At 71.7% G+C, this 25,647-nt stretch carries 24 protein-coding genes; 10 read left to right on the top strand and 14 right to left on the bottom strand.

Annotation, left to right across the window (positions count from 1 at the left end; translation table 11 throughout):
• The first annotated feature begins 80 nt into the window (after positions 1-80).
• Complete coding sequence (locus tag AB0M93_RS25610) at positions 81-1,244, top strand: cytochrome P450 (protein ID WP_364277081.1); 1,164 nt, start codon at positions 81-83, stop codon at positions 1,242-1,244.
• Here AB0M93_RS25610 and AB0M93_RS25605 read toward each other — a convergent pair whose 3' ends face one another.
• The 3 genes from AB0M93_RS25605 to AB0M93_RS25595 are packed head-to-tail and all read right to left on the bottom strand — an operon-like array spanning position 1,245 to position 5,187.
• Positions 1,245-2,117, bottom strand: coding sequence for an aminoglycoside phosphotransferase family protein (locus AB0M93_RS25605; protein WP_364276896.1), 873 nt, complete (start codon positions 2,115-2,117; stop codon positions 1,245-1,247).
• Positions 2,102-2,917, bottom strand: a complete 816-nt coding sequence (locus AB0M93_RS25600) for a siderophore-interacting protein (RefSeq protein ID WP_364276894.1) — start codon at positions 2,915-2,917, stop codon at positions 2,102-2,104. The genes AB0M93_RS25605 and AB0M93_RS25600 overlap by 16 nt, the downstream gene beginning before the upstream one ends.
• Positions 2,914-5,187, bottom strand: a complete 2,274-nt coding sequence (locus AB0M93_RS25595) for an excinuclease ABC subunit UvrA (protein ID WP_364276892.1) — start codon at positions 5,185-5,187, stop codon at positions 2,914-2,916. Before AB0M93_RS25595 ends, AB0M93_RS25600 begins: the two co-directional genes overlap by 4 nt.
• 76 nt (positions 5,188-5,263) lie before the next feature.
• Here AB0M93_RS25595 and AB0M93_RS25590 point away from each other — a divergent pair, with 76 nt between their 5' ends.
• Entirely contained in the window at positions 5,264-6,052 is a 789-nt protein-coding gene (locus AB0M93_RS25590; protein WP_364276890.1) for a TetR/AcrR family transcriptional regulator C-terminal domain-containing protein, read from the top strand.
• On the opposite strand, the gene AB0M93_RS25585 is transcribed toward AB0M93_RS25590, so the two are convergent.
• The 7 genes from AB0M93_RS25585 to AB0M93_RS25555 form a co-directional block, all read right to left on the bottom strand.
• The gene (locus AB0M93_RS25585; RefSeq protein ID WP_364276888.1) at positions 6,030-6,770 is read right to left on the bottom strand and encodes a methyltransferase domain-containing protein; all 741 of its coding nucleotides are present in this window, start codon (positions 6,768-6,770) and stop codon (positions 6,030-6,032) included. The genes AB0M93_RS25590 and AB0M93_RS25585 overlap by 23 nt on opposite strands.
• Positions 6,771-6,781: 11 nt before the next feature.
• Positions 6,782-7,012 (bottom strand): ferrous iron transport protein A, encoded by a 231-nt coding sequence (locus tag AB0M93_RS25580; RefSeq protein ID WP_364276886.1) that lies wholly within the window; start codon positions 7,010-7,012, stop codon positions 6,782-6,784.
• On the bottom strand, positions 7,009-7,239 hold the full coding sequence (locus tag AB0M93_RS25575; RefSeq protein ID WP_364276885.1) for a glutaredoxin domain-containing protein: 231 nt from the start codon (positions 7,237-7,239) through the stop codon (positions 7,009-7,011). The genes AB0M93_RS25580 and AB0M93_RS25575 overlap by 4 nt, the downstream gene beginning before the upstream one ends.
• Positions 7,236-9,341, bottom strand: coding sequence for a phage holin family protein (locus AB0M93_RS25570; RefSeq protein ID WP_364276884.1), 2,106 nt, complete (start codon positions 9,339-9,341; stop codon positions 7,236-7,238). Before AB0M93_RS25570 ends, AB0M93_RS25575 begins: the two co-directional genes overlap by 4 nt.
• The gene (locus AB0M93_RS25565) at positions 9,338-9,919 is read right to left on the bottom strand and encodes a VTT domain-containing protein (RefSeq protein ID WP_364276882.1); all 582 of its coding nucleotides are present in this window, start codon (positions 9,917-9,919) and stop codon (positions 9,338-9,340) included. The genes AB0M93_RS25570 and AB0M93_RS25565 overlap by 4 nt, the downstream gene beginning before the upstream one ends.
• Positions 9,916-10,707 carry an MBL fold metallo-hydrolase gene (locus tag AB0M93_RS25560; protein WP_364276880.1) on the bottom strand — a complete coding sequence of 264 codons (792 nt, stop codon included), beginning with the start codon at positions 10,705-10,707 and terminating at the stop codon, positions 9,916-9,918. Before AB0M93_RS25560 ends, AB0M93_RS25565 begins: the two co-directional genes overlap by 4 nt.
• A gap of 183 nt (positions 10,708-10,890) precedes the next feature.
• Positions 10,891-13,050: a germacradienol/geosmin synthase gene (locus AB0M93_RS25555; protein ID WP_364276878.1), complete on the bottom strand. Its 2,160-nt coding sequence runs from the start codon at positions 13,048-13,050 to the stop codon at positions 10,891-10,893.
• A gap of 165 nt (positions 13,051-13,215) precedes the next feature.
• Between AB0M93_RS25555 and AB0M93_RS25550 the strand changes: the two genes are divergently transcribed.
• The gene (locus tag AB0M93_RS25550; protein ID WP_364276876.1) at positions 13,216-13,512 is read left to right on the top strand and encodes a GNAT family N-acetyltransferase; all 297 of its coding nucleotides are present in this window, start codon (positions 13,216-13,218) and stop codon (positions 13,510-13,512) included.
• 151 nt (positions 13,513-13,663) lie between these two features.
• Positions 13,664-14,680 (top strand): S1 family peptidase, encoded by a 1,017-nt coding sequence (locus AB0M93_RS25545; RefSeq protein WP_364276874.1) that lies wholly within the window; start codon positions 13,664-13,666, stop codon positions 14,678-14,680.
• A gap of 56 nt (positions 14,681-14,736) precedes the next feature.
• On the opposite strand, the gene AB0M93_RS25540 is transcribed toward AB0M93_RS25545, so the two are convergent.
• Positions 14,737-15,360 carry a class I SAM-dependent methyltransferase gene (locus tag AB0M93_RS25540; protein WP_364276872.1) on the bottom strand — a complete coding sequence of 208 codons (624 nt, stop codon included), beginning with the start codon at positions 15,358-15,360 and terminating at the stop codon, positions 14,737-14,739.
• A 77-nt stretch (positions 15,361-15,437) separates the two neighbouring features.
• Complete coding sequence (locus tag AB0M93_RS25535) at positions 15,438-17,015, bottom strand: discoidin domain-containing protein (RefSeq protein ID WP_364276870.1); 1,578 nt, start codon at positions 17,013-17,015, stop codon at positions 15,438-15,440.
• Between the two features lie 169 nt (positions 17,016-17,184).
• On the opposite strand from AB0M93_RS25535, the gene AB0M93_RS25530 reads away from it, so the two are divergent.
• The 3 genes from AB0M93_RS25530 (at position 17,185) to AB0M93_RS25520 (ending at position 20,047) form a co-directional block, all read left to right on the top strand.
• Complete coding sequence (locus AB0M93_RS25530) at positions 17,185-17,916, top strand: SDR family oxidoreductase (RefSeq protein ID WP_364276869.1); 732 nt, start codon at positions 17,185-17,187, stop codon at positions 17,914-17,916.
• An 88-nt stretch (positions 17,917-18,004) separates the two neighbouring features.
• Positions 18,005-19,204 (top strand): cytochrome P450, encoded by a 1,200-nt coding sequence (locus tag AB0M93_RS25525; protein WP_364276867.1) that lies wholly within the window; start codon positions 18,005-18,007, stop codon positions 19,202-19,204.
• 9 nt (positions 19,205-19,213) lie between these two features.
• A complete protein-coding gene (locus AB0M93_RS25520) occupies positions 19,214-20,047 on the top strand; it encodes a hypothetical protein (RefSeq protein ID WP_364276865.1) in 834 nt (277 codons plus the stop codon).
• A 43-nt stretch (positions 20,048-20,090) separates the two neighbouring features.
• Here the strand turns inward: AB0M93_RS25520 and AB0M93_RS25515 are convergent, their stop codons facing one another.
• Positions 20,091-21,110 carry a DUF2726 domain-containing protein gene (locus tag AB0M93_RS25515; protein WP_364276864.1) on the bottom strand — a complete coding sequence of 340 codons (1,020 nt, stop codon included), beginning with the start codon at positions 21,108-21,110 and terminating at the stop codon, positions 20,091-20,093.
• 100 nt (positions 21,111-21,210) lie between these two features.
• On the opposite strand from AB0M93_RS25515, the gene AB0M93_RS25510 reads away from it, so the two are divergent.
• The gene (locus tag AB0M93_RS25510; protein ID WP_364276862.1) at positions 21,211-21,966 is read left to right on the top strand and encodes an SDR family oxidoreductase; all 756 of its coding nucleotides are present in this window, start codon (positions 21,211-21,213) and stop codon (positions 21,964-21,966) included.
• Between the two features lie 47 nt (positions 21,967-22,013).
• Here AB0M93_RS25510 and AB0M93_RS25505 read toward each other — a convergent pair whose 3' ends face one another.
• Positions 22,014-22,565, bottom strand: coding sequence for a CGNR zinc finger domain-containing protein (locus AB0M93_RS25505; RefSeq protein ID WP_364276860.1), 552 nt, complete (start codon positions 22,563-22,565; stop codon positions 22,014-22,016).
• A gap of 96 nt (positions 22,566-22,661) precedes the next feature.
• Here AB0M93_RS25505 and AB0M93_RS25500 point away from each other — a divergent pair, with 96 nt between their 5' ends.
• Both AB0M93_RS25500 and AB0M93_RS25495 read left to right on the top strand, forming a co-directional pair.
• Positions 22,662-23,522, top strand: coding sequence for an alpha/beta hydrolase (locus AB0M93_RS25500; RefSeq protein ID WP_364276858.1), 861 nt, complete (start codon positions 22,662-22,664; stop codon positions 23,520-23,522).
• A 67-nt stretch (positions 23,523-23,589) separates the two neighbouring features.
• Positions 23,590-25,641, top strand: a complete 2,052-nt coding sequence (locus AB0M93_RS25495; protein WP_364276856.1) for a PQQ-dependent sugar dehydrogenase — start codon at positions 23,590-23,592, stop codon at positions 25,639-25,641.
• Positions 25,642-25,647 lie beyond the last annotated feature (6 nt).

The raw sequence follows: 25,647 nt of genomic DNA, 5'->3' as shown, positions 1-25,647 counted from the left end.
GCCGGACGATGCTTAGCATAGCTATGTAAATTTCCGGCAGCTCCGAAAGGTATCCGGTGGACGGCGTGCCCGCGTTTCCGATGACCCGGCGGTGTCCCTTCGACCCGCCCGCCGAACTCGCCGAGCTGCCCCCGGTGTCCCGGGTGCGGCTGTGGAACGGCAGCACGCCGTGGCTGGTGACGCGCTACGGCGACGTCCGCGCGCTGCTGCGCGACCCGCGGGTCAGCGCCGACTCGGACCACCCGGGCTACCCGCACCAGAGCGCGGCTTCGGCGGCCCGCCGTCACCGCGCGAAGTCGTTCATCACCATGGACGGCGCCGAGCACGCCGCCCAGCGCCGGCTGCTGACCGGCGACTTCCTGGTCAAGAAGATGGAGGCGCTGCGCCCGGTGATCCAGCGCATCGTCGACGACCTGGTCGACACGCTGCTGGCCGGTCCGAAGCCGGTCGACCTGGTGACGGCGTTCGCGCTGCCGGTGCCGTCGCTGGTGATCTGCGAGCTGCTCGGCGTCCCGTACGAAGACCGTGCGCTGTTCCAGGACATCACGAAGGTGATGGTGTCCCGGACGGCGACGCCGGAAGAAGCGGTGCAGGCCACCGAAGAGCTGCTGGCCTACCTCGGCGGCCTGGTGGAGCGCAAGGTGTCCGACCCGGGTGACGACGTGCTGAGCAAGCTGGCGGTCATGCAGTACGCGACCGGCAAGCTGACCGCCGAAGAGGTGGCTTCGATGGGCCAGCTGCTGCTGGTGGCCGGCCACGAAACGACGGCGAACATGATCGCCCTCGGCACGGTGGCGTTGCTGGAGCACCCGGCGCAGCTGGAGCTGGTGCGCACCGGCGACGCCGGCCTGCTGCGCCGCGCGGTCGAGGAGCTGTTGCGCTACCTGAACATCACGCACACGGGCCGCCGCCGCGTGGCCACGGCGGACATCGAGGTCGGCGGCGAGACCATCCGCGCGGGCGAGGGCATCATCGCGGCGGGCGACGCGGCCAACCGCGACCCGGCGGCGTTCGAGGACCCCGACCGCCTCGACGTGACACGCGAGGCCCGCCACCACGTGGCGTTCGGATACGGCGTGCACCAGTGCCTCGGCCAGACACTGGCCCGGGTCGAGCTGCAGGTGGTGTACGGAACGCTGTACCGCCGCATCCCGGGCCTGCGGCTCGCGGTGCCGGTGGGCGAGCTGGCGTTCAAGGACGACATGCTGGTGTACGGGGTGCACAGCCTGCCGGTCACGTGGTGATCACACCGTCCGCTGGGCCGCGTCCAGGTGCTCCGCCAGCCACGCCGAGACGAACCGCCGCCGGTCCGCGTTCGTGTCCTTCCGGGGCACCATCTCCACCAGCATGATCAAGCCCAGGTACACCCGGTACAGCGTCAGCCGGCGGCGGGCCGGGGCGTCGAAGAGCGCCGGGCCGTAACCCTCCAGCAGGGGTGCGTCCAGGTCGTGGAACAGGGTCAGCGAGACAAACTCCGCCACCGGGTCGCCCCAGAACGCCCGTTCCGCGTCGATGATGCCCGACACCCGTCCGTCCTGCACCAGGATGTTGCCCGGCCACAGGTCGAAGTGGACCAGGACCGGCGTCGTGACCAGCGCCAGCAGCGGCTCGTGGCGGCGCACCAGGTGCGCGATCTCCGCCGCCGGGCGCGGCAGGCGCACGCGATAGCGGACCGCGTCGGCCAGGATCGCGTCCACCATGGCCGTGAACGCCGCAGGCCACGTCGGGTGCAGCGGGTCCTGGAGGTAGCCGAACCCGTCGCCGGTCGTCCCGTGCAGGTCCGCCACGATCTTGCCGAGCTCCGTGCGCAGGTGCGGGCCGGTGCCGGGCGCGCGGTTCCACGGCGTTCCCGGCACCTCCGTCATCAGCAGGAACCCCGGCCCGGCGCCGACCACCGAGGGCAGCGGCCCGGACGCCAGGCGGTAGTACTCCGCCTCCGTGGCCAGCAGGTCGTGTTCGTACGTCAGGCCGGGGGCAGCCGGCGCGATCTTGAGCACCAGCCGCCGCCCGTCCGCGAGCTCCACCCGGACCGCCCGGTTGTACGTTCCGCCGCCGAGGTCCTCGGCCGCCACCACCGAAGCCGGGTCGATGCCCGATGCCGTCAGCTCCCGTTCCACCCGGCCGAGTCTCCCAGCTTTTCCGCCGCGTCGGCCAGGTCCTCCGGGGTCGGGGCGTCGTCCTGGGCCAGTTTCCGCCGCCAATAGCCGGTGAACTCGATGTCGCTCTTGGCGAACCCGCGCTCGCCGACCAGGTGACGGCGCAACGCGCGGACCGTCGACGCCTCCCCGGCCAGCCACGCCGCCACCGAACCGGCCGGCAGGGCCGCTCCGCGCACCGCCTCCAGGAGACGGCTGCCGTGCTCGGCGCCGTCCCGGTGCAGCCAGTGCACCCCGGGCAGCGGCTGCTCCTCCGCCGCGTCCGCGACCTCGAGGAACACCAGTGCATTGTCCACTTCGGACAGAAGAGAGGCGACGGCGGGGATCGCCGTCTCGTCGCCCGCGCAGAGCAGGGTGTCCGCTGTGGGCAGTGGACGGCGGTAGGCCGGGTCCGGGCCGTACCGGCCGAGGACGTCACCCACCGCCGCCCGCGCCGCCCACGCCGTGGCCGGGCCCGCCGGGCCGGTGTGCAGCACGAAGTCCACGTCGATCGTGTCGCCATTCCGGGAGCGCACGGTGTAGCTGCGCATCACCGGGCGCTCGGCCTCGGGGATCGCGAGGTACGCCTGGTACCAGCGCAGCACGTCGTCCTCGGCGGCCGGCAGCCGGACCGGGTGACCCGGCGGCGGAAACAGGAGCTTGAGCTGCTGGTCGGGCCACGGCTCCAGCTCGGCCAACCCGTCGCCGGTGAACGTGACCCGCACCGTCCGCGGCGTCACCCGCCGCACCGCCGTCACTTCGAGCAGACCGGCCGGGTTCACGGCTTCCCCAGGTATTCGCGCAGGTGCCGGGCCGTCAACGTCGAGGCGTCCGCGACCAGCGCGGCCGGGGTGCCTTCGAAGACGACGCGGCCGCCGTCGTGGCCGGCGCCCGGGCCGAGGTCGATCAGCCAGTCGGCGTGGGCCATCACGGCCTGGTGGTGCTCGATCACGATCACCGTGTTGCCCGCGTCGACGATCCGGTCCAGCAGGGCCAGCAGCTGGTCGACGTCGGCCAGGTGCAGCCCGGTCGTCGGTTCGTCGAGGATGTACGTCGAGCCCTTCTCGGCCATCCGGATCGCCAGCTTGAGCCGCTGCCGCTCGCCGCCGGACAGCGTCGTCAGCGGCTGCCCGAGCGTCAGGTAGCCGAGGCCGACGTCGGCGAGGCGGTCGAGCACGGCCCGCGCGGTGCCGCCTGGGAAGAACTCGCGCGCTTCGGCGACGGACATCGCCAGTACTTCGCTGATGTTCTTGCCGCGCAGCTCGTAGGTCAGCACCTTCGGCGTGAACCGCCTGCCCTCGCACTCCTCGCAGACGGACGCCACCCCGGCCATCATCGCCAGGTCGGTGTAGATCACGCCGAGGCCCTTGCAGCGCGGGCACGCACCCTCGGAGTTGGCGCTGAACAGGCTCGCCTTGACGCCGTTGGCCTTGGCGAACGCCGTCCGGATCGGGTCGAGCAGGCCGGTGTAGGTCGCCGGGTTGGACCGCCGGGACCCGCGGATCGCCGACTGGTCGACCACGACGACGTCGTCGCGCCTGCCCAGCGAGCCGTGGATCAGCGACGACTTCCCGGACCCGGCCACCCCGGTGACCACGGTCAGCACGCCGAGCGGGACGTCGACGCTGACGTCCCGCAGGTTGTGCAGGCGAGCGCCGGTGATCGAGACGTGCCCGGTCGGCGTGCGAACCTCCTCCCGCAGGGTCACGCGGTGGTCGAGGTGGCGGCCGGTGAGCGTGCCGGACGCGCGCAGGCCGTCGACGCTGCCGGTGTAGCAGAGCCGCCCGCCCGCGGTGCCCGCGCCGGGACCGAGGTCGACGACGTGGTCGGCGATCCGGATGGTCTCCGGCTTGTGCTCGACCACCAGGATCGTGTTCCCCTTGTCCCGCAGGCAGAGCAGCAGGTTGTTCATCCGCTCGATGTCGTGCGGGTGCAGCCCGACGGTCGGCTCGTCGAAGACGTAGGTGACGTCGGTGAGGCTGGATCCCAGGTGCCGCACCATCTTCACGCGCTGCGCCTCGCCGCCCGAGAGCGTCGCGGATTCGCGGTCGAGCGACAGGTAGCCGAGGCCGATCTCGACGAGCGAGTCCAGGGTGTCGCGCAGGGTGCCCAGCAGCGGCCGGATCGACGGCGCGTCGAGGTTCCGGACGAACTCGGCGAGGTCGCTGATCTGCATGGCGGCGCAGTCGGCGATGTTCTTCCCGTCGATCTTCGCCGACAGCGCGGCCTGGTTGAGCCGCGCGCCGCCGCACTCGCCGCAGGTGGCGAAGGTGGCGGCCCGCTCGATGAACCCCCGGATGTGCGGCTGCAGCGACTCGGTGTCCTTCTGCAGGTAGAGCCGCTTGACCTTCACCGCCAGGCCCTCGTAGGTGAGGTTCTGCTTGCCCACCTTGACCTTGCAGGGGCCCTTGTGCAGCAGTTCGTCGAGCTGTTCCGGGCTGTAGTCGCGGATCTTCGCGTCGGGGTCGAAGAAGCCGGACGCCGCGTAGATCTGGACGTACCAGTTGTCGGGCGCCCAGCCGGGCACGAGGACCGCGCCTTCGCTGAGCGAGCGGTCGAAGTCGAGCAGCGCGTGCACGTCCAGGTCGGACACCCGGCCGAGGCCCTCGCAGGCCGGGCACATGCCCTCGGGCAGGTTGAAGCTGAACGCGCCGGACGTGCCGACGTACGGATCGCCGAGCCGCGAGAAGGCGATCCGCAGCATCGCGTAGGCGTCGGTCGCGGTGCCGACCGTGGAGCGCGAGTTGGCGCCCATCCGCTCCTGGTCGACGACGATGGCGGCGCTGAGGTTCTCCAGCAGGTCGACGTCCGGGCGTGACAGGCTCGGCATGAACGACTGGAGGAAGGCGCTGTAGGTCTCGTTGATCAGCCGCTGCGACTCGGCCGCGATGGTGCCGAAGACCAGGGACGACTTGCCGGAGCCGGAGACACCCGTGAACACCGTGAGCCGGCGCTTCGGGATGTCCAGGTCGAGACCGGTGAGGTTGTTCTCCCGGGCGCCCCGGACCTGGATCACGTCGTGGGTGTCGGCGGCCCGCCTGGGTGAGGTCATACCGTCCTTCTTGATAGTTTAGGCTGTAAAGTGATTGTCCAGCGTACATTACTTTAGGGTGTAAGGAGTCGGCAAGGTGGTCGTCTTCGCGGGTCAGGGCGACGCCCGGCGGTCCATGGAGCTGCTGTGGGGGCCTCGCGTGGTCGCGCCGCGCACGGGCCCGGGCCCCAAGCCGGGCCTGTCCGTCGAGGCGATCGTCGCGGCGGCGGTCGACATCGCCGACGCCGAGGGCATGGCGGCGCTGTCGATGCGTTCGGTGGGCGAGCGCCTCGGCCGGACGGCGATGGCGCTCTACACGTACGTCCCGGGCAAGACCGAGCTGGTCGACCTCATGTACGACCGGACGCTGGGCGAGCTGCCGTCGTCGTTTTCCACCTCGGACGGGTGGCGCCCGGCCGCGCTGGCCCTGGCCGACGCGTTGTGGGACCTGCACCTGCGGCACCCCTGGCTGCTGCAGGTCTCACCGGCCCGGCCGGTGCTGGGGCCGGGGGAGTTCCACGTCCAGGAGACGCTGCTGTCGGTGCTGGCGGCAACGGGCCTGCCCTTGTGGCGGGTCCGCTGGGTGGTGGCGGCGCTGTTCAACATCGTCCGCGGCTCGGTCCAGGCGGCGGCGGAGTCCCGGCAGGCCGCCACCGAGACGGGACAGTCCGAAGAGGACTGGTGGTTCGCGCGGTCGGCGCTGCTCGGCGAGCTGGTGCCGGATCTGGCCGCGCGGTTCCCGACGGTGGCGAAGCTGGGCCCTTCGGTCGAGGAATCCGACGAGCCCTACCTGGAGCGCGAAGCCCGGCTGTCGTTCGAAGCGGGCGTGGAGCTGCTGCTGGACGGCGTCGAAGCGGCGATCGTCAAGGCTTCCGGGCCTCGATGAGGAACCGGGTCGAGTGGGCGACGAACGGGCCGTCGCGCTCGATCCGCTCGTGCAGCTCCCGCAGCTTGCCGCGGTACTGCGCGACCGTGAACCCCGGGACCATCCAGATGACCTTGCGCAGGAAGTAGACCACCGCGCCGATGTCGGAGAACTCGGTGCGGAGCTTCTCGTGGCGCAGGTCGACCACCGTCAAGCCCGCCGCTTCGGCTGCTCGGACGGCTCGGTCCGGGTGCCGGCTGTTGCGTCCCTCCGCCGGCTGCGGGCCGAGGAAGAACTCGACCAGCTCGAACACGCTCGCCGGGCCGACCTGCTGCGAGAAGTACGTGCCGCCCGGCCGCAGGACGCGGGCGATCTCGCGCCAATCGGTCGTCACGGGGTGGCGGCTGGAGACCAGGTCGAAGACGTCGTCGCGAAAGGGGAAGCCTGTGGTGGCCACGACGTCGGCTCCGCGCGGCCGGAGCCGGGCCGAGGCGCGCGCGAGGTTCGGCGGCCACGACTCGGTCGCCACCATTAGCGGTGGCAGGGACGGGCAGCCGTCGAGGACTTCGCCGCCGCCGGTCTCCAGATCGAGCGCCGCCTGCGCCGAACGCAGGCGCTCGCCCAGCAGGCGTTGGTAGCCCCACGACGGCCGGGCCTCGGTAGCGCGGCCGTCCAGCCACGAGAAGTCCCAGCCGTCGACTGAGACCGCCGAGGCTTCGGCCATCAACGCGTCGAACATGGCTTCGATCGTCACAAAGCCGGCGGCGGGCCGCCACCCGATTTCCGCGCCGGCGGCGGGGGCACCGGCTTGGCGAGCGCGATCGCGGAGAACGCCACCACGACCGGCCCGCGCCGGGTCTGCACCGTGCAGGAGACGTCGTCGCGCGCCACCAGGTCGCCCAGTGCGTCGGTGAAACCGTCCTCGATGCGGTAGCGGACCACCACCCGGGTGCCGAGCGGCAGCTCCCGCAGCAGCTTCACAGGCGCGCGCTCAGCTCGTCGTCCGACGGCTCGACCAGGAACGTTCCGTCCTCCCAGACGATCGTCGGGATCCGGCGGGCGCCGTCCTGCAGCTCGCGGACCCGCCGCTCGGCGGCCTCGTCCGCCTCGACGTCCACATAGGAGTATTCGACGCCTTCGCGGTCGAGCAGCGCGCGGCTGCGCTTCACGTCCGGGCACCAGCTCGCGCCGTACACCGTCAGCTTCACGAAACTACCTCCGTAACCGGGGTTTCCGCCGGGGCGTGCCCCAGCTCTGCCAGCCAGCCGCGGAACACCCGGTGCAGGGCCTCCGCGCCGACGACCTCGCCCGGGACCGCGAACTCGCGCGGGTGCACGACGAAGCCGCGCTGCTGCGGCCCGCCCAGCCCGCCGTGCGAGCCCACGTGCGTCTCGAACGGGGACGCCTGGTCCGAATCCGGGTCGTAGCGGCTGTTGATCATCACATCCGCGCAGTGCGGGAACGTGTCGACCCGCCGGATCAGGTCCGCGGCGTGCGGGCCGTACGGCGTCAGCGGGTCCTCGCCGACGACGACCCCCGTCGCCAGCCGGTGCAGGCCGTCGCGGCCCAGCACCACCGGGCCGAATTCGCGGCTGCGCACCAGCAGGAACCCGACGCCCGGGTGGTCCACCAGCGACGGCAGCAGGTCGGGGTGCTCGCGCTCGATCGTCTCCAGCTCGACCCGGCCTTCGTGCTCGGTGAACGACACCATCGCGATGTGCCCCGACACGACCACCACCACGCCGGGCGCCACCCGGGTGACCGCGCCGGGCGAGCCGGACGTCGTGCGCGGCCGGTCTTCGGCGCACTCCGCGTCCTCCACCCGGGCGCGCAGCCGGCGCGCGATCGGGCCGCCGCTCGTCGTCGCCTCCGCCAGCGCCGCGTTGATCTGCCAGCTTTCGGCTTGGCGGCGCTTGCCCGCCGACGGCGACGGCGTGCCACCGCACAGCCGGCCGACGTACGCCTCGATCGTCTCGCCGAACCGCTGCGAGAACGCCTGCCCCTGGGTCTGGCCGTGGTCCGACAGCGCCACCACGTGGTAGCGGCGCGGCGCCAGCCGGCTCGCCCGGTGCAGCCGCGCGATCTGCTGGTCGATCGAGCGCAGCACCGCCAGCGTGTCGAACCGCTCGATGCCGGAGTGGTGCGCGACTTCGTCGTAACCGAGGAAGTCCGCGTACACCACCGGCCGCCCGGCGAGCATGTCGCCGAGGATCGCCGACACGACGACGTCCCGCGCGATCACCGTCGTGCCCGGCCGGGCCAGCGGGTACCAGCCGCCGCGCGGGACTCGCGGCACCACACCGGCGCGGCGCTGGCGCACGGACGCGTTGATCTCGCGGAAGACGTCGGCCAGGGCGACGGCGAACGTGCGCAGCGCGTTGACCGGGTTCGCGAAGTAGGCGTAGTAGCCCGCGCCGAGCCGGTCGCGGTGCCGGCGCAGCAGCTTCTTCGGCACCAGCACCGGGATCGAGCTCATGGTGAGGCTGACGTGGTCCGCGTCGCCGGAGAACAGGTTGCCGCGGCTCGCGCCGTCGCCGGACAGCAGCCCGCGCCCGTCCGAGTGCCGCCGCTCGATCTCCGCCGCGTCGGCCGGGTGCGCGCACGCCATCACGTGGTCGCGGTCCTTTTCGTACCAGCGGAAGCCGAGGATGTCGTGGTTGGAGCCGTGCAGGATACCGCAGACGCTCGCGCCGGTCTGCGAGCTCCAGTCGGTGTGCCACCGGGTCAGCGCGTGACTGCCTTCGGCGAGCCACGTGGCGAACGTCGGCATGTCGCCGTCGCGGATCGCGCGGCGGACGGTGTCGAAGCCGAGGCCGTCGATCTGCAGGAACAGCACGCCGGGCGGCTGGTCCGCCGCACCGGCGGCGGGGGCGTGCCGACGGCGGCGGCGCGCGGCCCGCCGGAAGAAGATTTCGTCCTCGTCGATGGCGAGCAGGCCGGAGATGAGCACGCCGACCGCGGCCATGCCGAGCGTGACGATCACCGCCGTCCGGAAGCCGGCGACCTCGACCCCGGGCACCGTGCGGAACACCGCCAGCGTGCCGGCGCCGAGCAGCAGGAACCCGAAGAGACCGAAGGTGAAGAACGCCAGCGGGTAGGCGATCCGCATGACCAGCGGCCAGCCGACGGCGGCGAGCAGGCCGAGCAGCAGCGCGCAGACCGTCGGCTGCCACCAGTGCGTCATCCGGAAGCCGGGCAGGAGCACGTCGAGCAGGCGCAGCGCCCCGGTCACCGCCACCCACACCAGCAGCGCGCGGGCGACGGCCCGGCCGCCGCGCAGCAGCCGGCCCTTCGGCGCCGCCGCCGTCACACCTGCTCCTTGGTCTTGCGCCGCCAGCGGGCGATCACGTTCGTCAGGACGGTGACCAGCAGGACCAGCACCGTCGCCAGCAGGGTGGCGACGAGCGGCGAGTCGAAGATGCCGCCGCTGACGATGCCGAGCACGGCGTACGCGCACGCCCAGAGCAGGCACGCGCCGAGCGCGGCGGGCAGCAGGCGCCGCCACGGGTAGCTCAGCGCGGCCGCCGCGAGCAGCACCGGGATGCGGCCGGCCGGGACGAGCCTGCCGATCACGACGAGCTGCCAGCCGCGCCGGGCGAACTGGTCGCGGGCCTTCTCCAGGCGTTCGGCCGGCTGGCGGCGGCTGATCCAGCGGAACGCGGCTTCGCTGCCCAGGCGCGGGATCCCGAACGTCACGACGTCGCCGAGGTACGCGCCGAGCGTGGCGAGGACGATCACGAGCGGCAGGGACAGGTGGCCGGTCGTCGTCGCGACGGCGGCCCCGGCGCCGACGACCGCGCCGGTGGGCACGATCGGGACGATCGAGCCGAGCAGCACGCCGCCGAACACCGCCGGGTACCCGACGGCGGCCGGGTCCGTCCAGTTCACGCGCGGTCCGTCGAAGCGGGGAGCACGACGCCGTCGCCGGGCTCGGTGAACAGCACTTCGGTGGTTCCCCCGGCGGCTTTCACCTCGGCGGCGAACACCCGCGGCGGATCGGCCAGCAGCCGCCGCATCCGCGCGGTGCGCCGGACGCCGGGGAGGGCGAGCGTGCCCCAGTGGACCGGGACGGCCGCCCGGGCCCGGACCAGCGCGGCGGCCTGGGCGGCGCGGGCGGGATCGAGGTGCCCGGGGCCGAGGTTCGGCCCCCAGCCCCAGACGGGCAACAGGGCGACGTCGACCGGGCCGAACCCGGCCATGCCGTCGAAGAGGTCGGTGTCGCCGGCGTGGTAGACCTTCCGGCCGTCGCCTTCCAGCAGGTGCCCGAGGGCGGGACTCTGCGGGCCGTGGGTGAGCCGCGGCCCCCACCGGTGTCCGGAGTGGACGGCTTCGGTGGCGGTGACGGTGAGCCCGCCGTCGGTGAGCGTCTCGCCGGGCGCGATCTCCTCGACGCGCTCGAAGCCCTTCTTGGCCAGCCAGGAACCGGCCCCGCGCGGCACGACGATCCGGGTGCGCGTGCCGAGCAGCCGCAGCGACGGCAGGTGCAGGTGGTCGCCGTGCAGGTGCGAGAGCAGGACGAGGTCGACGCCGGCGTAGCTCGCGGGCGCCGGCGTCGGAACGACCCGGACCAGCCCGCCGACGCGCGCGGTGAGCACGGGATCGGTCAGCACGACCCGGCCACCGAGTTCCAGGCGGACGGTCGAATGGCCGAGGAAACGCAGGTTGAAGCCGCTCACGCCCCGAGTATCACCTTCGCCGGAGCCGGACGCCCGGCGGAGTGGCCAGGGCAACGCCGTTCAGCGACCCCGAGGGGTCAACTCGCGTGATTGAAGGGCCGACACGGCGGGCGTGCGGTGTGTCGACCCTCTAATCACGCGTGTCGGCTTCCGGATCACGTGTGTTGACCTGCTGATCACAGGTCAGGGGGTGGGCAGCAGGGCCGAGATGCGCAGCGAGGAAGTGCCGATGCCGGTCGGGCCTCCGAAGGCCGGGGCCGGGGCCGGGGTCGGGTGGTAGCCCAGCTCCGGTTCCGCGTAGCGGGCCGAGTTCTCGTGCCAGTGCAGCGTTCCCGCCATCCGGTCGCGCAGCCCTTGGACGAACCCGAGCAGCGCCTCCTCGGTGGCGTCGTCGCGGTAGAGGGCCGGCAGCTCGGTCGCCACCGAGTGCTCGAACTCCGCCACGCGGGCGTGGACCAGGTCCGTCACCACCTCGAAGGCGCGCTCCTCCGTGCAGTTCAGGAAGTTCCGCACCACCAGCACCGCGTTGTGCAGCTCGCCCTCGTACTGGATCTCCTTGCGGTAGGAGTACAGGTCGTTGACCAGCCAGGTCACGTCCGTGGCCGTGTGCTCGATCGTCTGCACCGGCCGGGTGCGGTACAGCTCGGGTGGCACCGCGTGGCCGCGCGAAAGGCTCGTCGTGAGGTCCGCGCCGGACGTGTGGCGTCGCATCCCGACGTAGTCGATCGGGTCCGGGATGCGGTTCTGGGCCTGGTTCGCCAGCTCCCAGAGCCAGCTCGACGTCATCGTCTCGACCGCCCGGCGCACGGCGGGCCTGCGCTCCGCCGCGGTCCGGGGCCAGAGGTCGGCCAGGCCGGCTTCCAGCGGTGTCGCCGGCGCCGGCATCGGCGCGCCCTCCGCCGGCATGAACGCCGGCAGGCGGAAGGTGGCCGCCTTCGCGCCCGCGAGGTCGCGGGTCGCGCCGAACACCAGCGGGTAGTAGTCGTCGGCGTAGCTGCGCCAAGTCAGCCAGTCGCTCGTGACGTCGAGAGCGTCGGCCGTCGCGTCCGGGTGGGTGCCCGCCGCGCACAGCGGCAGGTCGGCGGCCCGCAGCTTCCGCTCGTCCCACACCACGCCGTCGAGCAGGCCGGTGCGCCGCGCCCAGTCGACATTGCGGCGGCGGCAGGACTCCAGGTGCGGGCTGAGCCGCAGGGGCACCGGCAGTTCGAGCGACGGCCGCGGCACATCGGCCATGGAAAACGGCGTCGAGTGGTAGGCCCGCAGCCGTTGCGGGGCGGTCGCGAGCACCGACCCGAAGATCCGCGCCGCGGAGGTGCCGAACCCCTGTCGGCCGGTCACGGCGTCGTCGTTCATGTACCGGCTGGACCGCAAGTGCCATTCGTGCCCGCCGGCCTGCCAGTCCTGCAGACCCTTCACGTAGGCGAACGTCGCCGCGCGGGCGGCCGCGTCGACGCAGTGCTCGTCGAACAGCGCGGGCACCTCGGTGAGCGCCGTGTGCTCGAACTGGTGCAGCCGCGAGGTGATCAGGTCGTTGACCGCGTCGGCCGCCTGCTGGGTGCTCAGCCCGAGGAACTTCTCGAACACGAGCACACCGTTGGACAGCTCGCCCTCGTCTTGGACTTCGCGCTGGTAGGAGAACAGGTCGTTGCGCAGGTGGACGCTGTCGGCGAAGCAGTCGCGCAGGACCTCCATCGGCCGGGACGCGGCGATCGCGTCCGGCACCTCGGCGTGCACCGAGTGCTCGACCAGGTTCGCCGACCACGGCGCGCCGCCGACCTTCCGCCGCATCTCGACGTACTCGATCGGGTTGGCCAGCCGGCCTTCGTTGATGTTGGCCAGCTCCCACAGCGACTCGTCCAGCAGCGCCTTCGTGCTGTCGGCGAACCGGCGCCGCCAGCCGGCCGACCGGTGCGGGACCGTCCGGTTCCACAGGTCGGCGAGGCCGCGCTCCACCGGGTTCTCCGGCGTCGCGGTGATTTCCCCTTCGACCGGCATGAACTGCTCGAGCCGGTCGAGGTAGGTGCGTGCGCTGTCGATGTCGCCGGTGCGCTTGTAGAGCTCGAGGAAGTGGTCGTCGAAGTAGAAGACCCAGACGTACCAGTCGGTGATCAGGTCGAGCTCGTCGGCGCCGGCGTCCGGGTGGGTGTACGCGCAGAGCAGCGCGTAGTCGTGGGAGTCGAGGTCGCGCTCGGTCCAGATCACCGTGCCGTGCTGCGGCACGTCGATCATGTCCAGTTCGCGCGCCCACGCCTTGCTGTGCTCGCGGGCACGGTCCAGGTGCGGGTTCAGGCGCGCCGGGTAGGGCAGGTAGAACTCGGGGAGGAGGAACGGCTGCTCGGGCACACCGCGAGGCAACCAGCCGGGCGCGGTGTCCGCCAAGGGGAACAGCCGCGAAGCACACGAACGGGACGGCCGCTTCCCCCGGCCGGCCCAGCGGCGTTCCGGCCCGATCGGCGCGCCGTGGCGGGCCGTCGCACGATGGTGGGTGTCCCCGAGCGAGGAGAGCTGATGACCGACGAAAACCGGGTGGTCGACAACCCGGACGAGGACCGCTACGAGCTGTGGGCGGGGGAGAAGCTGGCCGGGATCGCGCAGTACGACGTGCGCGGCGACCTCACGGTGTTCACCCACACGGAGATCGACGACGCGTTCTCCGGGCAGGGCCTCGGCAAGGTGCTGGCGGCGGGCGCGCTCGACGACGTCGTCGCCCACGGCCGGACGATCGTGCCGGTCTGCCCGTTCATCGCCGGGTACCTGAAGAAGCACCCGGGGTACGAGGACCACGTCCGCTGGCCGCGGGAGTAGGCCGGAAGCCGCACCGGCACTGGGCCGTCCGGGTGATCTGAGCGGTATGTCCGGTTCCCTTGGTTATTAACCAACCTTCGTCGGTGGTGCGTTGGTTGCCTGGCAACGAAAGTGTCGGCACAGGCTTCAACGGCACCCCTGGAGGAAGTTGATGACTCCCCGGAAGACCGCCCTCAAGACCCTCGCCGTCTTGTCGGCCGCCGCGCTGACCAGCGGCGTTTGCGCCTCGGCGGCCACCGCGTCCCCCCTGGCCTTCGCCGGACTGCAGGCCCGCGCGATCGCCAGCGCCACCCAGGTGGCGAACGCGCTCGGCGACGCGTCCGGCGGCGTCTACCTGGAAAACGGCAAGGCCGTCGTGAACGTCGTCGACGACGCCGCGCTGCAGCGGGTGCAGGCCGCCGGCCTGACCGCGAAGAAGGTCAAGCACACCTTCGCCGCGCTCACCGGCGTCAAGAACCAGCTGGACGCGGTGAAGAACGTGCCGCAGACCGCGTGGGGCATCGACACCAGGACCAACCAGGTCGTGGTGAAGGTCTACGACGCGGCCAGCAAAGAAACCGCCGAAAAGGTCTCCGCGGCCGCCGCGAAGTACGGCGACAGCGTCCGCGTCGAGCACCGCACCGGCAAGCTGTCGCTGTACATCGCCGACGGCGACGCGATCCAGAACAGCCAGGGCCGCTGCTCGCTCGGCTTCAACGTGACGCGCGGCGGATCGCCGTTCCTGCTCACCGCGGGTCACTGCACCAACCTCGGCGGCACCTGGTCCGGCGGCGACGTCTCCGGCGCGCAGGTCGTCGAAAGCGACTGCCCCGGCGCCGACTCCGGCCTGCTGACCCGCCCGAACGGCACCGGGCCGGGCGAGATCAACACCGGCCAGCCGATCACGAGCGCGGCCGCCCCGACCGTCGGCGAGCAGATGCAGAAGCAGGGCTCGACCACCGGCGGCGGCAGCGGCGAGGTCACCTCGGTCGACGAGTCGGTCAACTTCGACGTCGGCGTGCTCAACCACGAGTTCGGCACCACCGCGCACACCGACCACGGTGACTCCGGCGGCCCGGCGTACGACGGCTCCACCGGCCTGGGCACGCTGTCCGGCGGCGACACCGTGACCAGCTACTTCTACCCGCTCACCCTCGAGCTGCAGGCCTACGGCCTCGAGCTCGCCTGAGCCCGGGCGAGGGCCCGCTCACCGCCGTCGGGGGAGGTGAGCGGGCCCTCGCTCCGTCACGCTTCGAGCCGCCGCGCGCGGTAGACGGCGTCGGTGTGGTGGCCCTCCCCGCGCGTCTCGCACGTCTCGACCAGCCACTGCCACGCGTCACCGAGGTAGGTGGTGATCTCTTCGGGCTCGAAGTACAGCTCCTCCGGCGGCTTCTGGCCGTCGAACTGCCGCATGGCCTTCGGCGAGTGCCCGACGACCAGCAGCGAACCGCCGGGCCGGATCGCCGCCGCGGCCGCGGTGAACACCTTGCGGCGAAGGTCCGGCGGCAGGTGCATGTACTGCGCCGAAACCAGGTCGTACTGCGCTTCCGGCTGCCATTCGAGGATGTTGCGGTGCAGCCAGTTCACCGTCACGCCCGCCTCGGCGGCGGCTTCCGCCGCGCGGGCGAGCGCGGTGGTCGAGATGTCGACGCCGTCGACCGTCCAGCCCTGCTTGGCCAGCCAGATCGCGTCGCCGCCCTCGCCGCTGCCGAGGTCGAGGGCGTGCCCGGGTTTCAGCCCTTCGGCCTCGGTGCGCAGGTTGACGTTGACGTTCCCGCTCCAGATCCGGTGTTCGTCACGCTGGTACATCGCTTCCCAGAAGTCCTGCTTGAGCATGGCGTCGACGGTCATCGGGTGGTCGTGGGGCATGGTTCCTCCTCGGGGACGTCCTCCGAGCATGCGGACGACGTCCCCGAGAAGGCAAACTTCGTTGCCGGTTCGGCAACTCAGGCCGTGCCGTACACCTGCATTTCATACAGCGAGTAGCCGTACGACGTGCCGCGCGTGACGCCGTTCATCCGCACGTACCGGCCGGTGCCGGACAGGCCGGTGAGGTCGTCCGTGCCGCCGTTGCCGGTCGTCGTGCTGTAGATCGTCGTCCAGCTCGTGCCGTCGGCGGACGTCTGGAGGCTGTACGCCTTCCCGTACGCGGCTTCCCAGCTCAGCTTGACGTGCGAGACGGACTTCGTGGCGCCGAGGTCGACGCGCAGCCACTCCGCGTTGCTCCCTTCCTTGGACGCCCAGCGCGTGCTCGTCAGGTTGCCGTCGAAGGCCGCGCCCGCCGGGTAGGACGACGACTCGGTCGACGACGCCGTCGCGGTCTTGCCCTGCGAGAGCAGGGTTTCCGAGTCGCCGGTGCCGGTCACCGTGACGCCCAGCGACGCCGTCTTCGTCCCGCCGGTGAGGGTGATCGTCGCCGTGCCGGGGGACGCGGTCGCGGCGGCGCTGACGGTGACGGTGGACGTCCCGCCGGCCGGGACCGACGCGGGAGCGAAGGTCACCGTGACCCCCGCCGGGGCGCCGCTCGCGGACAGCGTGACGGCGTCGGCCGAGGTCACCGTGGCCGTCGCCGAAGCACCCGGCGCGACCGACACCGACGACGGCGTCACGCTCAGGCCGGCCGCGCTCGCCGCGGTGAACGTCCAGCGGGCGGCGGTGCCCGAGCAGCTGCCCGCGGTGAGCGTGCTGCCCGACGCGCGGAAGCACTTCTTGCTCGTCTGGATGTCGGAGATGGTGCCGTCGGGGTTGATCGACCACTGCTGGGCCGGCCCGCCGGTGCAGGTCTGCAGCACGATCGAGCTGCCGGAGATGCCCGCGCACTTGCCGTTGATCACGAGGAAGGCGCCGTGGAAGGTGAACCGCTGCGCGTCGCCGCCGGTGCAGGCCGCGACTTTCAGCGTGGTGCCGCTGCTCGGCGCTTCGAGGCAGGTGCCGGTGGAGTCGTTGCGGTACTGGCCGACCGTGGTGTTCGGCTGCGCGCCGCCCCAGCACTCACCGGTGCTGGTGTTGAAGATCGGCGTGGCGTCGTAGGGCTCGTCGGACGGCGGGTCGACGACGACCGGCTCCATGACCGGGGTGTTGTCGGGGTTGTAGTGCGTGAGCGCGTCTTCGCAGTCGATCGCGTCGAAGGCGCTGCCGCCCTTGCCGCCGAGCCAGAGGTCGATGTGCCGCAGGCCGGGACCGCCGTTCGGGCCGTGGCTGTTCCAGTCGTCGGAACACTCGTCGCAGCCGTCCTCCATGATGAAGTACTTCTTCACCCGCGGCACCCACACCTTGGTGCCGGGCTTGAGTTCGTCGCTGCTGCTGGCGAAGGTGATCGGGTCGGCGTAGCTGCCCTTGCCGCCCGCCGTGCCGTGGATCTGCGGGTACGAGATGTCCCCGCCGGGCGGGGTGTTGTCCCACCAGCCGTAGAAGGTGAGGAAGGTCGGCTGCGTGGTGGCCGCGCTCGCCGCGGACGCGCCGGCGAGCGCGGCGGTCACGGCGAGGAACAGGGTCACGACGAGCACGAGCGCGCGCCGGGTCATGCTGCCTCCGGGGGATCGGGCGGACGATGACTGCGGCGTGGGTCCAGGTTCGCCGGGCGCCGTCGCGCCGTCAAGACTTATTCGTAAAGTTTCCTAACGAACCGGGTCGGATGTTCCGCTGCGCGGGAAATCACTCCTGGCCAAGGCTTCCCTCGGCCAGGATGGCGGCATGAGCGAACAGCGGGAAATCGTGGTGACCGGCGGCGGCACGGGCATCGGGCTGGCGATCGCCGCCCGGTTCACGGCGGCGGGCGAGCGGGTCACCGTCACCGGCCGCCGCAAGGACGTCCTCGAAGCGGCGGCGGAGAAGATCGGCGCGCGGGCGGTGGCCTTCGACGCGAGCGACCCGGCGGCCGTGCAGGCGGCCCTGGCCGAGCTGCCCGGGCGGGTCGACGTCCTGGTCAACAACGCCGGCGGCAACACCGACCGGGTCCGCGAGGCGCCCGCGCCCGGCGACCTGGCGGGCCTCGCCGACGCGTGGCGGGCGAACTTCGACGCCAACGTCCTGTCCGCCGTGCTCGTCACGGCGGCGCTGAAGCCGCGGTTCGCGGACGACGTGCGTGTCGTGACACTCGGCTCGATCGCGGCGAAGCAGGGCTCGGGCTCCTACGGCGCGGCGAAGGCGGCGATCGAGGCGTGGAACACCGACCTCGCGCGGCAGCTGGGCCCGGCCGGCGGAACGGCCAACGTCGTGGCGCCCGGCGTCATCCTCGACACCGAGTTCTTCCACGGCACGCTCACCGAAGAATGGCTGAGCTCCCGGATCTCCGTGGCGTTCAACCGGCGTGCCGACCGCCCGGAGGAGGTCGCGGACGCGGTCCGGTTCCTCGCCGAGCCGGGGGCGGGGCACATCACCGGCCAGGTCGTGCCGGTCAACGGCGGCGCGCACGGCGCCCGCTAGGCCATCCGGGTCGAAGGGGCGGCGCGCGGCGGCGGTCGTCTCCAAGGTGGAAGTGTCCACACCACCGGAAAAGAGAGTGTGATCCGCCGTGACGGCAGCACCCGCAACCCCGGCCCTCCCGACGACCCGACCGGCCGGCTGCCCGTTCGACCCGCCCGAGGACTACGCCACCCGCCGGGAAACCGCGCCGACGTCGAAGGTGCGGTGCCCGGCGGGGATGGACGCGCTCCTGGTGACGCGCTACGCCGACGTCCGCGCGGTGCTCGCCGACCGCACGATGAGCTCGCGCGGCGCGTCGTCGGTGCACGTGAACCCGGACGCCGACCTCGACGAGGAGGTCAGCCCCGGCTCGATCATCCAGCTCGACGGCGCGGCCCATTCGCGGCTGCGGAAGAAGGTGATGGCCGAGTTCACCGTGCGGCGCGTCGAAGCGCTGCGCGGGTACGTCCAGGAGCTGGTGGAGAGCCACCTCGACGCGATGCTCGCGAAGCCGGGCCGGGCGGACCTGGTGGCGGACTTCGCGTTGCCGATCCCGTCGCTGGTGATCTGCGAGCTGCTCGGCGTCCCGTACGCGGACCGCGGGCGGTTCCAGTCACAGAGCACCACGCTGGTCAGCACCGACGCCACGCGTGAGGAGAAGCAGCAGGCGTACGACGAGCTTTCCGGGTACCTGGCGGAGTTGTTCGCGGAGAAGCAGCAGAATCCGCAGTCCGACCTGTTCAGCAGGCTGATTTCGGCCGGGGCCGGCGACCCGCTGACGATGGAGGAGCTGGTCGTGCTCGGCCTCAGCCTGCTGGTGGCGGGCCACGAGACGACGGCGAACATGATCGCGCTGAGCACCCTGGTCCTGCTGGAGCACCCGGGGGAGCGGGACGCGGTGCTCGCGGCGCCCGAGCGGGCCGTGGAGGAGCTGCTGCGGTACCTGTCGGTGGTGCAGTTCGGGGTGCTGCGGTACGCGACCGCGGACGTCCGGGTCGGGACGCAGGAGGTGCGCGCGGGGGAGTGGCTCGTGGCGGCGTTGAACTCGGCCAACCGCGACGAGGAGGTGTTCCCGGGCGCGGACAAGCTCGACTTCGGCCGCGAGTCACCGCGCACGCACGTCGCCTTCGGGTTCGGGGCGCACCAGTGCATCGGGCAGCAGCTGGCCCGCGTCGAGCTGCAGGAGGCGTTGACGCGGTTGTTCCGGCGGGTGCCTAGGCTGCGGCTGGCGGTGCCCCGGGAGACGTTGGTGTACAAGCACAACACGCTGGTGTACGGGCTCCGGGAGCTGCCGGTGGCCTGGGATTAATGTGGACCGGTGAGGATCGAACGCCGGCTCTGGGCGGCCGTGGAACCGTTGCACGCCGTCGTCTACTTCGCGCCGGAGACGGCCGAAGCGGCGAAGGCCGTCGGCTTGCGCGGGTACTGGATGGGGTACTTCGCGGGACGGCTGGCGCCGCTCGGCCCGATCGGCCCGGAGCCGGCGACGGCGGTGCTGTTCGGGTTCGCGCCGGCGATGGTGGCGCGCGCCCTGCCGGACGCGTGGACGTTCGCTGCTCCGGCCGACGTCGTCGCGTCCCGGCTGGCGGCGGTGTCGGCGGCGTTGCGGCGGGTGCTGGGCGACGGGCACGAGGAGCCGGCCGCCCTCCTGGAGCGGGCGGCGGACGCGTGCCGGTTCGACGGCCGGCCGCTGGCCGCGGCCTGGGCGGCGGTGCCGAAGCCCGCGGACCCGCTCGCCCGGCTGTGGCGGGCGGCCACGATCCTGCGCGAGCACCGCGGCGACGGGCACGTCCTCGCGGCGGTCCACGCGGGCCTCGGCGGCCTGGAGACCACCCTCACCCACATCGGTGACGGAGTGCTCGGTCAGGCGGACATCCAACCTCATCGCGGCTGGTCGGCGGCGGACTGGACGGCGGCGGCTGGGGGCCTGCGCGACCGCGGCCTCCTCGACGACGACGGCCGCCTGACGGAGTCCGGGACGGCCGTGCGCAGGCGCATCGAGGAGGACACGGACCGCTTGGCGGCGGCACCGGCGGAGGCACTGGGCAGCGAGCTCGAGCGGCTGCTGGAGCTGGCGGAGCCGCTCAGCCGGGCCGTGATCGACGCGGGTGCCGTGCCGGTGCCGAACCCGATGGGGGTCTCCCGGCCGTAGCGGTCGACGACTGCGGGAATGGCGAGGCGTTGACGAGGCACAGTCAGCGGCGCAAGTTCTTTCGCGCCCAGGCTTCAACTTGCTTGAGGGCGTGGTACCACGCGAGGTCGGGCCCCAATCGGCTCGGTGCGGCCGCCCACGGCGGGCCGGCGGGAGCTGCGATCAGCCGGCCGCTCACGGGGTCCTTGAGATCCCCGGGCCCTTGCTGGCCTTCCTTGATCGGGTAGAAAGACTGACTGATGTACTCGCCTTCGGCGCTGAACAGCACCGGCGGTCGGGGACCGGCCTGCGAATCGACAACGTAGGCGCCGCAGATCGTCCTCTGCGAAAATCCGTCAGGGGAAGGGCGCAGGTCGGGCATCGGGCCGCCGTGTCGCAGCACGACGTGCCACCGGGCGCTGTCGATCTCGCCGCGACGGACACCTCCTCGTTCCAGCGCCAGGGAATCGGCGATGCCGTGGTTCTGGAGCAGCGACTCGGCCAGCTCGACCAGCAGCGGGTAGGGGTGACTGAGCCAGAACAGGTGCTCCGCGCTTGCTTCGAACGTCGCGACCTGCTGCCGTTCCGCTGAAGGGACCGAGGAAATCCATGCCTCTTCGTCGCGGAGCAGCTGTGGCATCTCCTTCTCGTAGCGGATCCAGCGCCGGATGAGCCACTCGATCAGCGGCATCTTGTGGAGATCGTCGACGAAGTGGTTTTCGACCTGATCGATCCGCAGGATGGCCAGCGTTGCCTTCGCGCAGATGCGGTTCTTCTTGATATCCCGGGCGCGCTGCTTCGGGTCTTGGTGTCCAGGCCCGTCGAACTCGACTGCGCAGAGCGGATGCCTGCGCCGCTGACTGTGAATGGTGAAGTCGAAGTGCGCGAACGGTGACCTCAGGAAATCGACGGCTTCCTTGTCGTTTCGCTCATCGTCCAGATCGGTCTCGAACACCTCGGACAGGTGGGTTTTGCTGTTGATCCAGTAGTCCTCTATGACATAGTCCGGGCGGGTGCTGACCGCCCGGCTCAGCACTCGATGCAGCTGGGACTCGGGCTGGTTGTGGAACGGCTTGAATCGCACCGCCCAGTCTAACCAAGGCAGGGGCAACTGTGGCCGCGGTCCGTGTCGAATCCGGGCGCGCCCGTTCGACGCAAGGGTGAACGGCACTCGGGAGGACTTCATGACGTTGCTCAACGGCAAGAACGCGATCATCTACGGCGGAGGCGGGCGGATCGGCGCGGCGGTGGCCGCCGGTTTGGCGGCGGAAGGCGCGCGGGTGTTCCTGGCCGGCCGCACGCGCGGGCGCCTGGACGAGGTGGCGGCCCGCCTCCGCGCGGCCGGCGGCCGCGCCGAGACGGCGGAGGTCGACGCCCTGGACGAGCGGGCGGTGGACGAGCACGCGGACGCGGTCGCCGCCGAGGGTGGCGTGGACATCTCGGTCAACCTGATCGCCCACGGCGACGTCCAGGGCACACCGCTGGTGGAGATGGCGCTCGCGGACTACGAGCGCCCGGTGGTGACGGCGGTCCGCACCCAGTTCCTGACGGCCCGGGCGGCGGCTCGCCACATGATCCGGCAGCGGTCCGGGGTGATCCTGTTCTTCGGCGGCGCGGCCGACCCGGTGCGCGAGTTCACGGTCGGCGGGCTGCAGGTGGCGTTCCACGCGCTCGAGGCGATGCGCCGCCAGCTGGCGGCGGAGCTGGGGCCGCACGGGATCCGCACGGTGACGCTGCGGACGGGCGGGGTACCGGAGACGCTGCCGGCGGACTTCCCGGGCCGGGCGGAGCTGGAGGAGAACATCGCGGGCAAGACAATGCTGGGCCGCGCGGCGACGTTGTCGGACGTGGGCGAGGTGGCGGCCTTCGTGGCGTCGGACAAGGCCCGCACGATGACGGCGGCAACGGTCAACGTCAGCTGCGGCGCACTGGTCGACTAGCGCGGCCGCGGGGTTCCGGCCCGGCCTTGCGCACCGGCCGGAACCCGTTAGCGCGAACCATCGCGTTGTTCCACCACCAGCCGCTGATGCCGCGCCGCCCGGACCCGATCCCCGCAGGTCGTCGAACACCAGCGGCGTCTCGCGTGCTCACGGACGAAATACCGCACACACCCGTGCGCCTCGCAAGCCCGCACCAACAGCCCGAGCTCTCCGCCCACCACATCGATCGCGTCACGCGCCAGCGCCGCCAGAGCCGCGTCGAAACTCCCCGGCCGGGCGCTCTGCCACTCGACAAGCGGCCCATCCCCCCAGACGAGCTGCGGTGCCGCCGCATCGGCGCGAGCCGCCGCGTTCACCGTCTCCACCGCGCCCACCTCCGGGGCCCGCTCCTCCGCCAGCGCGCCCAGCAGCTCGCGGACCGCCGCACGCAGTTCCGTCAAGCGACCCAGCTCGTGAGCGTCGACCGCAGCCACCCTCAGCCACGAGGCCGCCCCGGCCGGTGAGGCCAGGTCGTCCACCTGGCCGCCCGCCGTCAGGCGCCACGTGTTGACCAGCGCCAATGCCGGTGACCGGTCCTCGCCCGGTGCTGCTGTGACCACCCTTGCCTCCCGGAATCCGGCCCCCAGTGTCCCCGAACGTTGACAGCCTACCGCGTCTCATGGATAAATGACCAAATAACCATGAGAGGAGAAATCATGCACCACCGCTACGCCACCGTCGACGGGCATCGGCTCTTCTACCGGGAGGCCGGCCCCGCCGACGCGCCCACCGTCGTGCTGCTGCACGGGTTCCCGACGAGTTCGCACATGTTCCGGCACCTCATCCCGGCGCTCGCCGACCGCTACCACGTCGTCGCGCCGGACTACCTCGGTTCGGGCGCCTCGGACGCGCCGCCCGTCGGCGAGTTCACCTACACCTTCGACGCGCTCGCCGAACTCACCCTCGGCCTGCTCGACCGGATCGGCGTCGGCCGCTTTTCGCTCTACATCCAGGACTTCGGCGCGCCCGTCGGCCTGCGCATCGCCTCCGCCAACCCCGGACGGGTGAGCGCGATCGTCACCCAGAACGGCAACGCCTACGTCGAGGGCCTGGGCGCCGGGCTGCCGCAGAAGCTCGCCGCCGGCACGCTGACCGGCGACGACCTGCGCGGCATGGTCACCCTCGAAGCCACCAAGGCGCAGTACCTCGACGGCGTGCCCGACCCGACGCTGGTCAGCCCGGACGTCTGGATCCACGACCAGGCGCTGCTCGACCGGCCCGGTGCCGCCGAAATCCAGATGGCGCTGCTCGCCGACTATCACCACAACATCGGCCTGTACCCGAAGTTCCACGAGTACTTCCGGACCAGCCAGGTTCCGCTGCTGGCCGTCTGGGGCGGCAACGACGAGATCTTCGTCGCCGACGGCGCCCGGGCCTACGCCCGCGACCTGCCCGACGCCGAAATCCACCTGCTGGATTCCGGGCACTTCGCGCTGGAGACGCACCTTGACGCCATCGCCGGGTACATCCGGGGCTTCCTCGGGCGGGTCCTGCCCGTTGACCGGGACGCCGGTTGACCACCGGGCGGGCGCGCTCGTAGGGTCGGTCCGAACTCCGCCGTCGTCATCAGCCATGGAGGACGGTATGAGTCGACTGATTCGGGCGGGGGCGATCGCGCTCCTGCTCGCCGCCGGGACGATCACCCCGGCGGCGGCCGCGGATCCCCTGCTGTCGCAGGGAAAACCCGTCACTGCCTCGTCGTCGGGCGGTTGCTGCCCGGCGGCGAACGCGGTCGACGGCGACCCGGCGACCCGCTGGGCGAGCGCGGCCGGAGTCGATCCACAGTGGATTTACGTCGACCTCGGCGCGCCCGTGCACGTCAGCCGGGTCCGGTTGCAGTGGGACGCGTCGTGCGCCACGGCCTACGAGATCGACACCTCCGCCGACCACGGCACCTGGACCAAGATCTACGCGACCACCACCGGCAAGGGCGGCGTCGAAGACCTGACCTCGCTGGACGGCACCGGCCGGTACGTCCGCGTGTACGGCACCAAACGCTGCCGCACCGACGCGTCGAAAGGCTACTCGCTGCAGGAGTTCGGCGTGTACGGGTCGGCCGGGGACGTCGTGCCGCCGTCGCCGCCCGGCACGCCGACCCTGACCGGGGTCACCCCGACCAGCGCGACCATCGCGTGGACCGCGGCCACCGACGACGTCGGCGTCGCGGGCTACGACGTCTACCGCGACGGCCAGCTCTGCGCGAGCACGACCGGTGCCCTGACGGCGACCTGCGGCAACCTCAGCCCCAACGGCAGCTACGGCTTCTACGTCAACGCGCGGGACGCGGCCGGGAACGTGTCGCAGGCCAGCGGCACCCTGATCGTGAAGACGCCGCCGTCCGACGACCACACGCCGCCGTCCGCGCCGTCGAACGTGCACACGACCGCGGTCAACAGCACGTCGATCGGCCTGGCGTGGACCGCCTCGACCGACGAGGTGGGCGTCGCCGGCTACCGGATCTACAACTCCGGCACGCAGATCGGGACGTCCGATTCGGCGAGCACCACGCTCGGCGGCCTGACCCCGAACACCGCCTACCACCTGCAGGTGCGTGCGTTCGACGTGAACGGCAACCTGAGCGACCCGAGCACGCCGGTCCTGGACGTCACGACCACCGGCGGGTCGAGCTGCACGCCGTCGCAGGGCGTCTGCGGCGCCACGCAGGTCGGCACCGACGACGACGTCGTGTGGGGCCTGGTGACCCTGCCCGACGGCACGATCCTCTACAACCAGCGCGACGCGCACGCCATCGTCCACCTGAACCCGAAGACCGGCGCGAAGAAGACGATCGGGACCGTGCCGAACGTGCAGAGCACCGACGGCGAAGGCGGCCTGACCGGGCTGGAGATCAACCCGGTGTCGTTCGCCTCCGACCACTGGCTCTACATCATGCACACCTCGCCGAACGACAACCGGATCGTCCGGATCAAGTACGACCCGGCCGGCGACTCGCTGACCACGAGCACCGAGCAGGTCCTGCTGACCGGCATCGCGCGCAACAAGTTCCACAACGGCGGCCGGCTGCGGTTCAGCCCGGACGGCCGGTACCTGTTCGCGGGCACCGGGGACGCGCAGAACGGCGCCAACGCGTCGAACACCAGCAGCCCCAACGGGAAGGTGCTGCGGATCAACCCGGACGGCTCGATCCCGGCGGACAACCCGTTCCACAACGCGGTGTGGAGCTACGGCCACCGGAACGTCCAGGGCCTGGCGTTCGACTCGCAGGGCCGGCTGTGGGAGCAGGAGTTCGGCAACAGCATCATGGACGAGACGAACCTGATCGTGAAGGGCGGCAACTACGGCTGGCCTTCGTGTGAAGGGACGTCGGGTTCGTGCGACGGGTTCATCGCGCCGAAGAAGACCTACCCGGTGGCGCAGGGCTCGTGCAGCGGCATCACGATCATCCACGACGCGCTGTACGTGGCGTGCCAGCGCGGCACGCGGCTGTACCGCGCGGTGATCAGCGGCAGCTCGCTGACGAACTTCCAGACGTTCTTCAACGGCACGTACGGCCGGCTCCGCACGGTCGAACCGGCGCCGGACGGCCAGATGTGGCTGGCGACCAGTGTGGACGGTGACAAGGACAGCACGCCGCACAACAGCCACAACAAGATCCTGCGGGTGGCGGTGGCGTGAGACCGC

Origin of the sequence: Amycolatopsis sp. NPDC051102, assembly GCF_040682815.1 — a bacterium.
GTDB lineage: Bacteria > Actinomycetota > Actinomycetes > Mycobacteriales > Pseudonocardiaceae > Amycolatopsis.
Note: the sequence above shows the minus strand (reverse complement) of the source record. Positions and strands in the feature narration are given on the sequence as shown.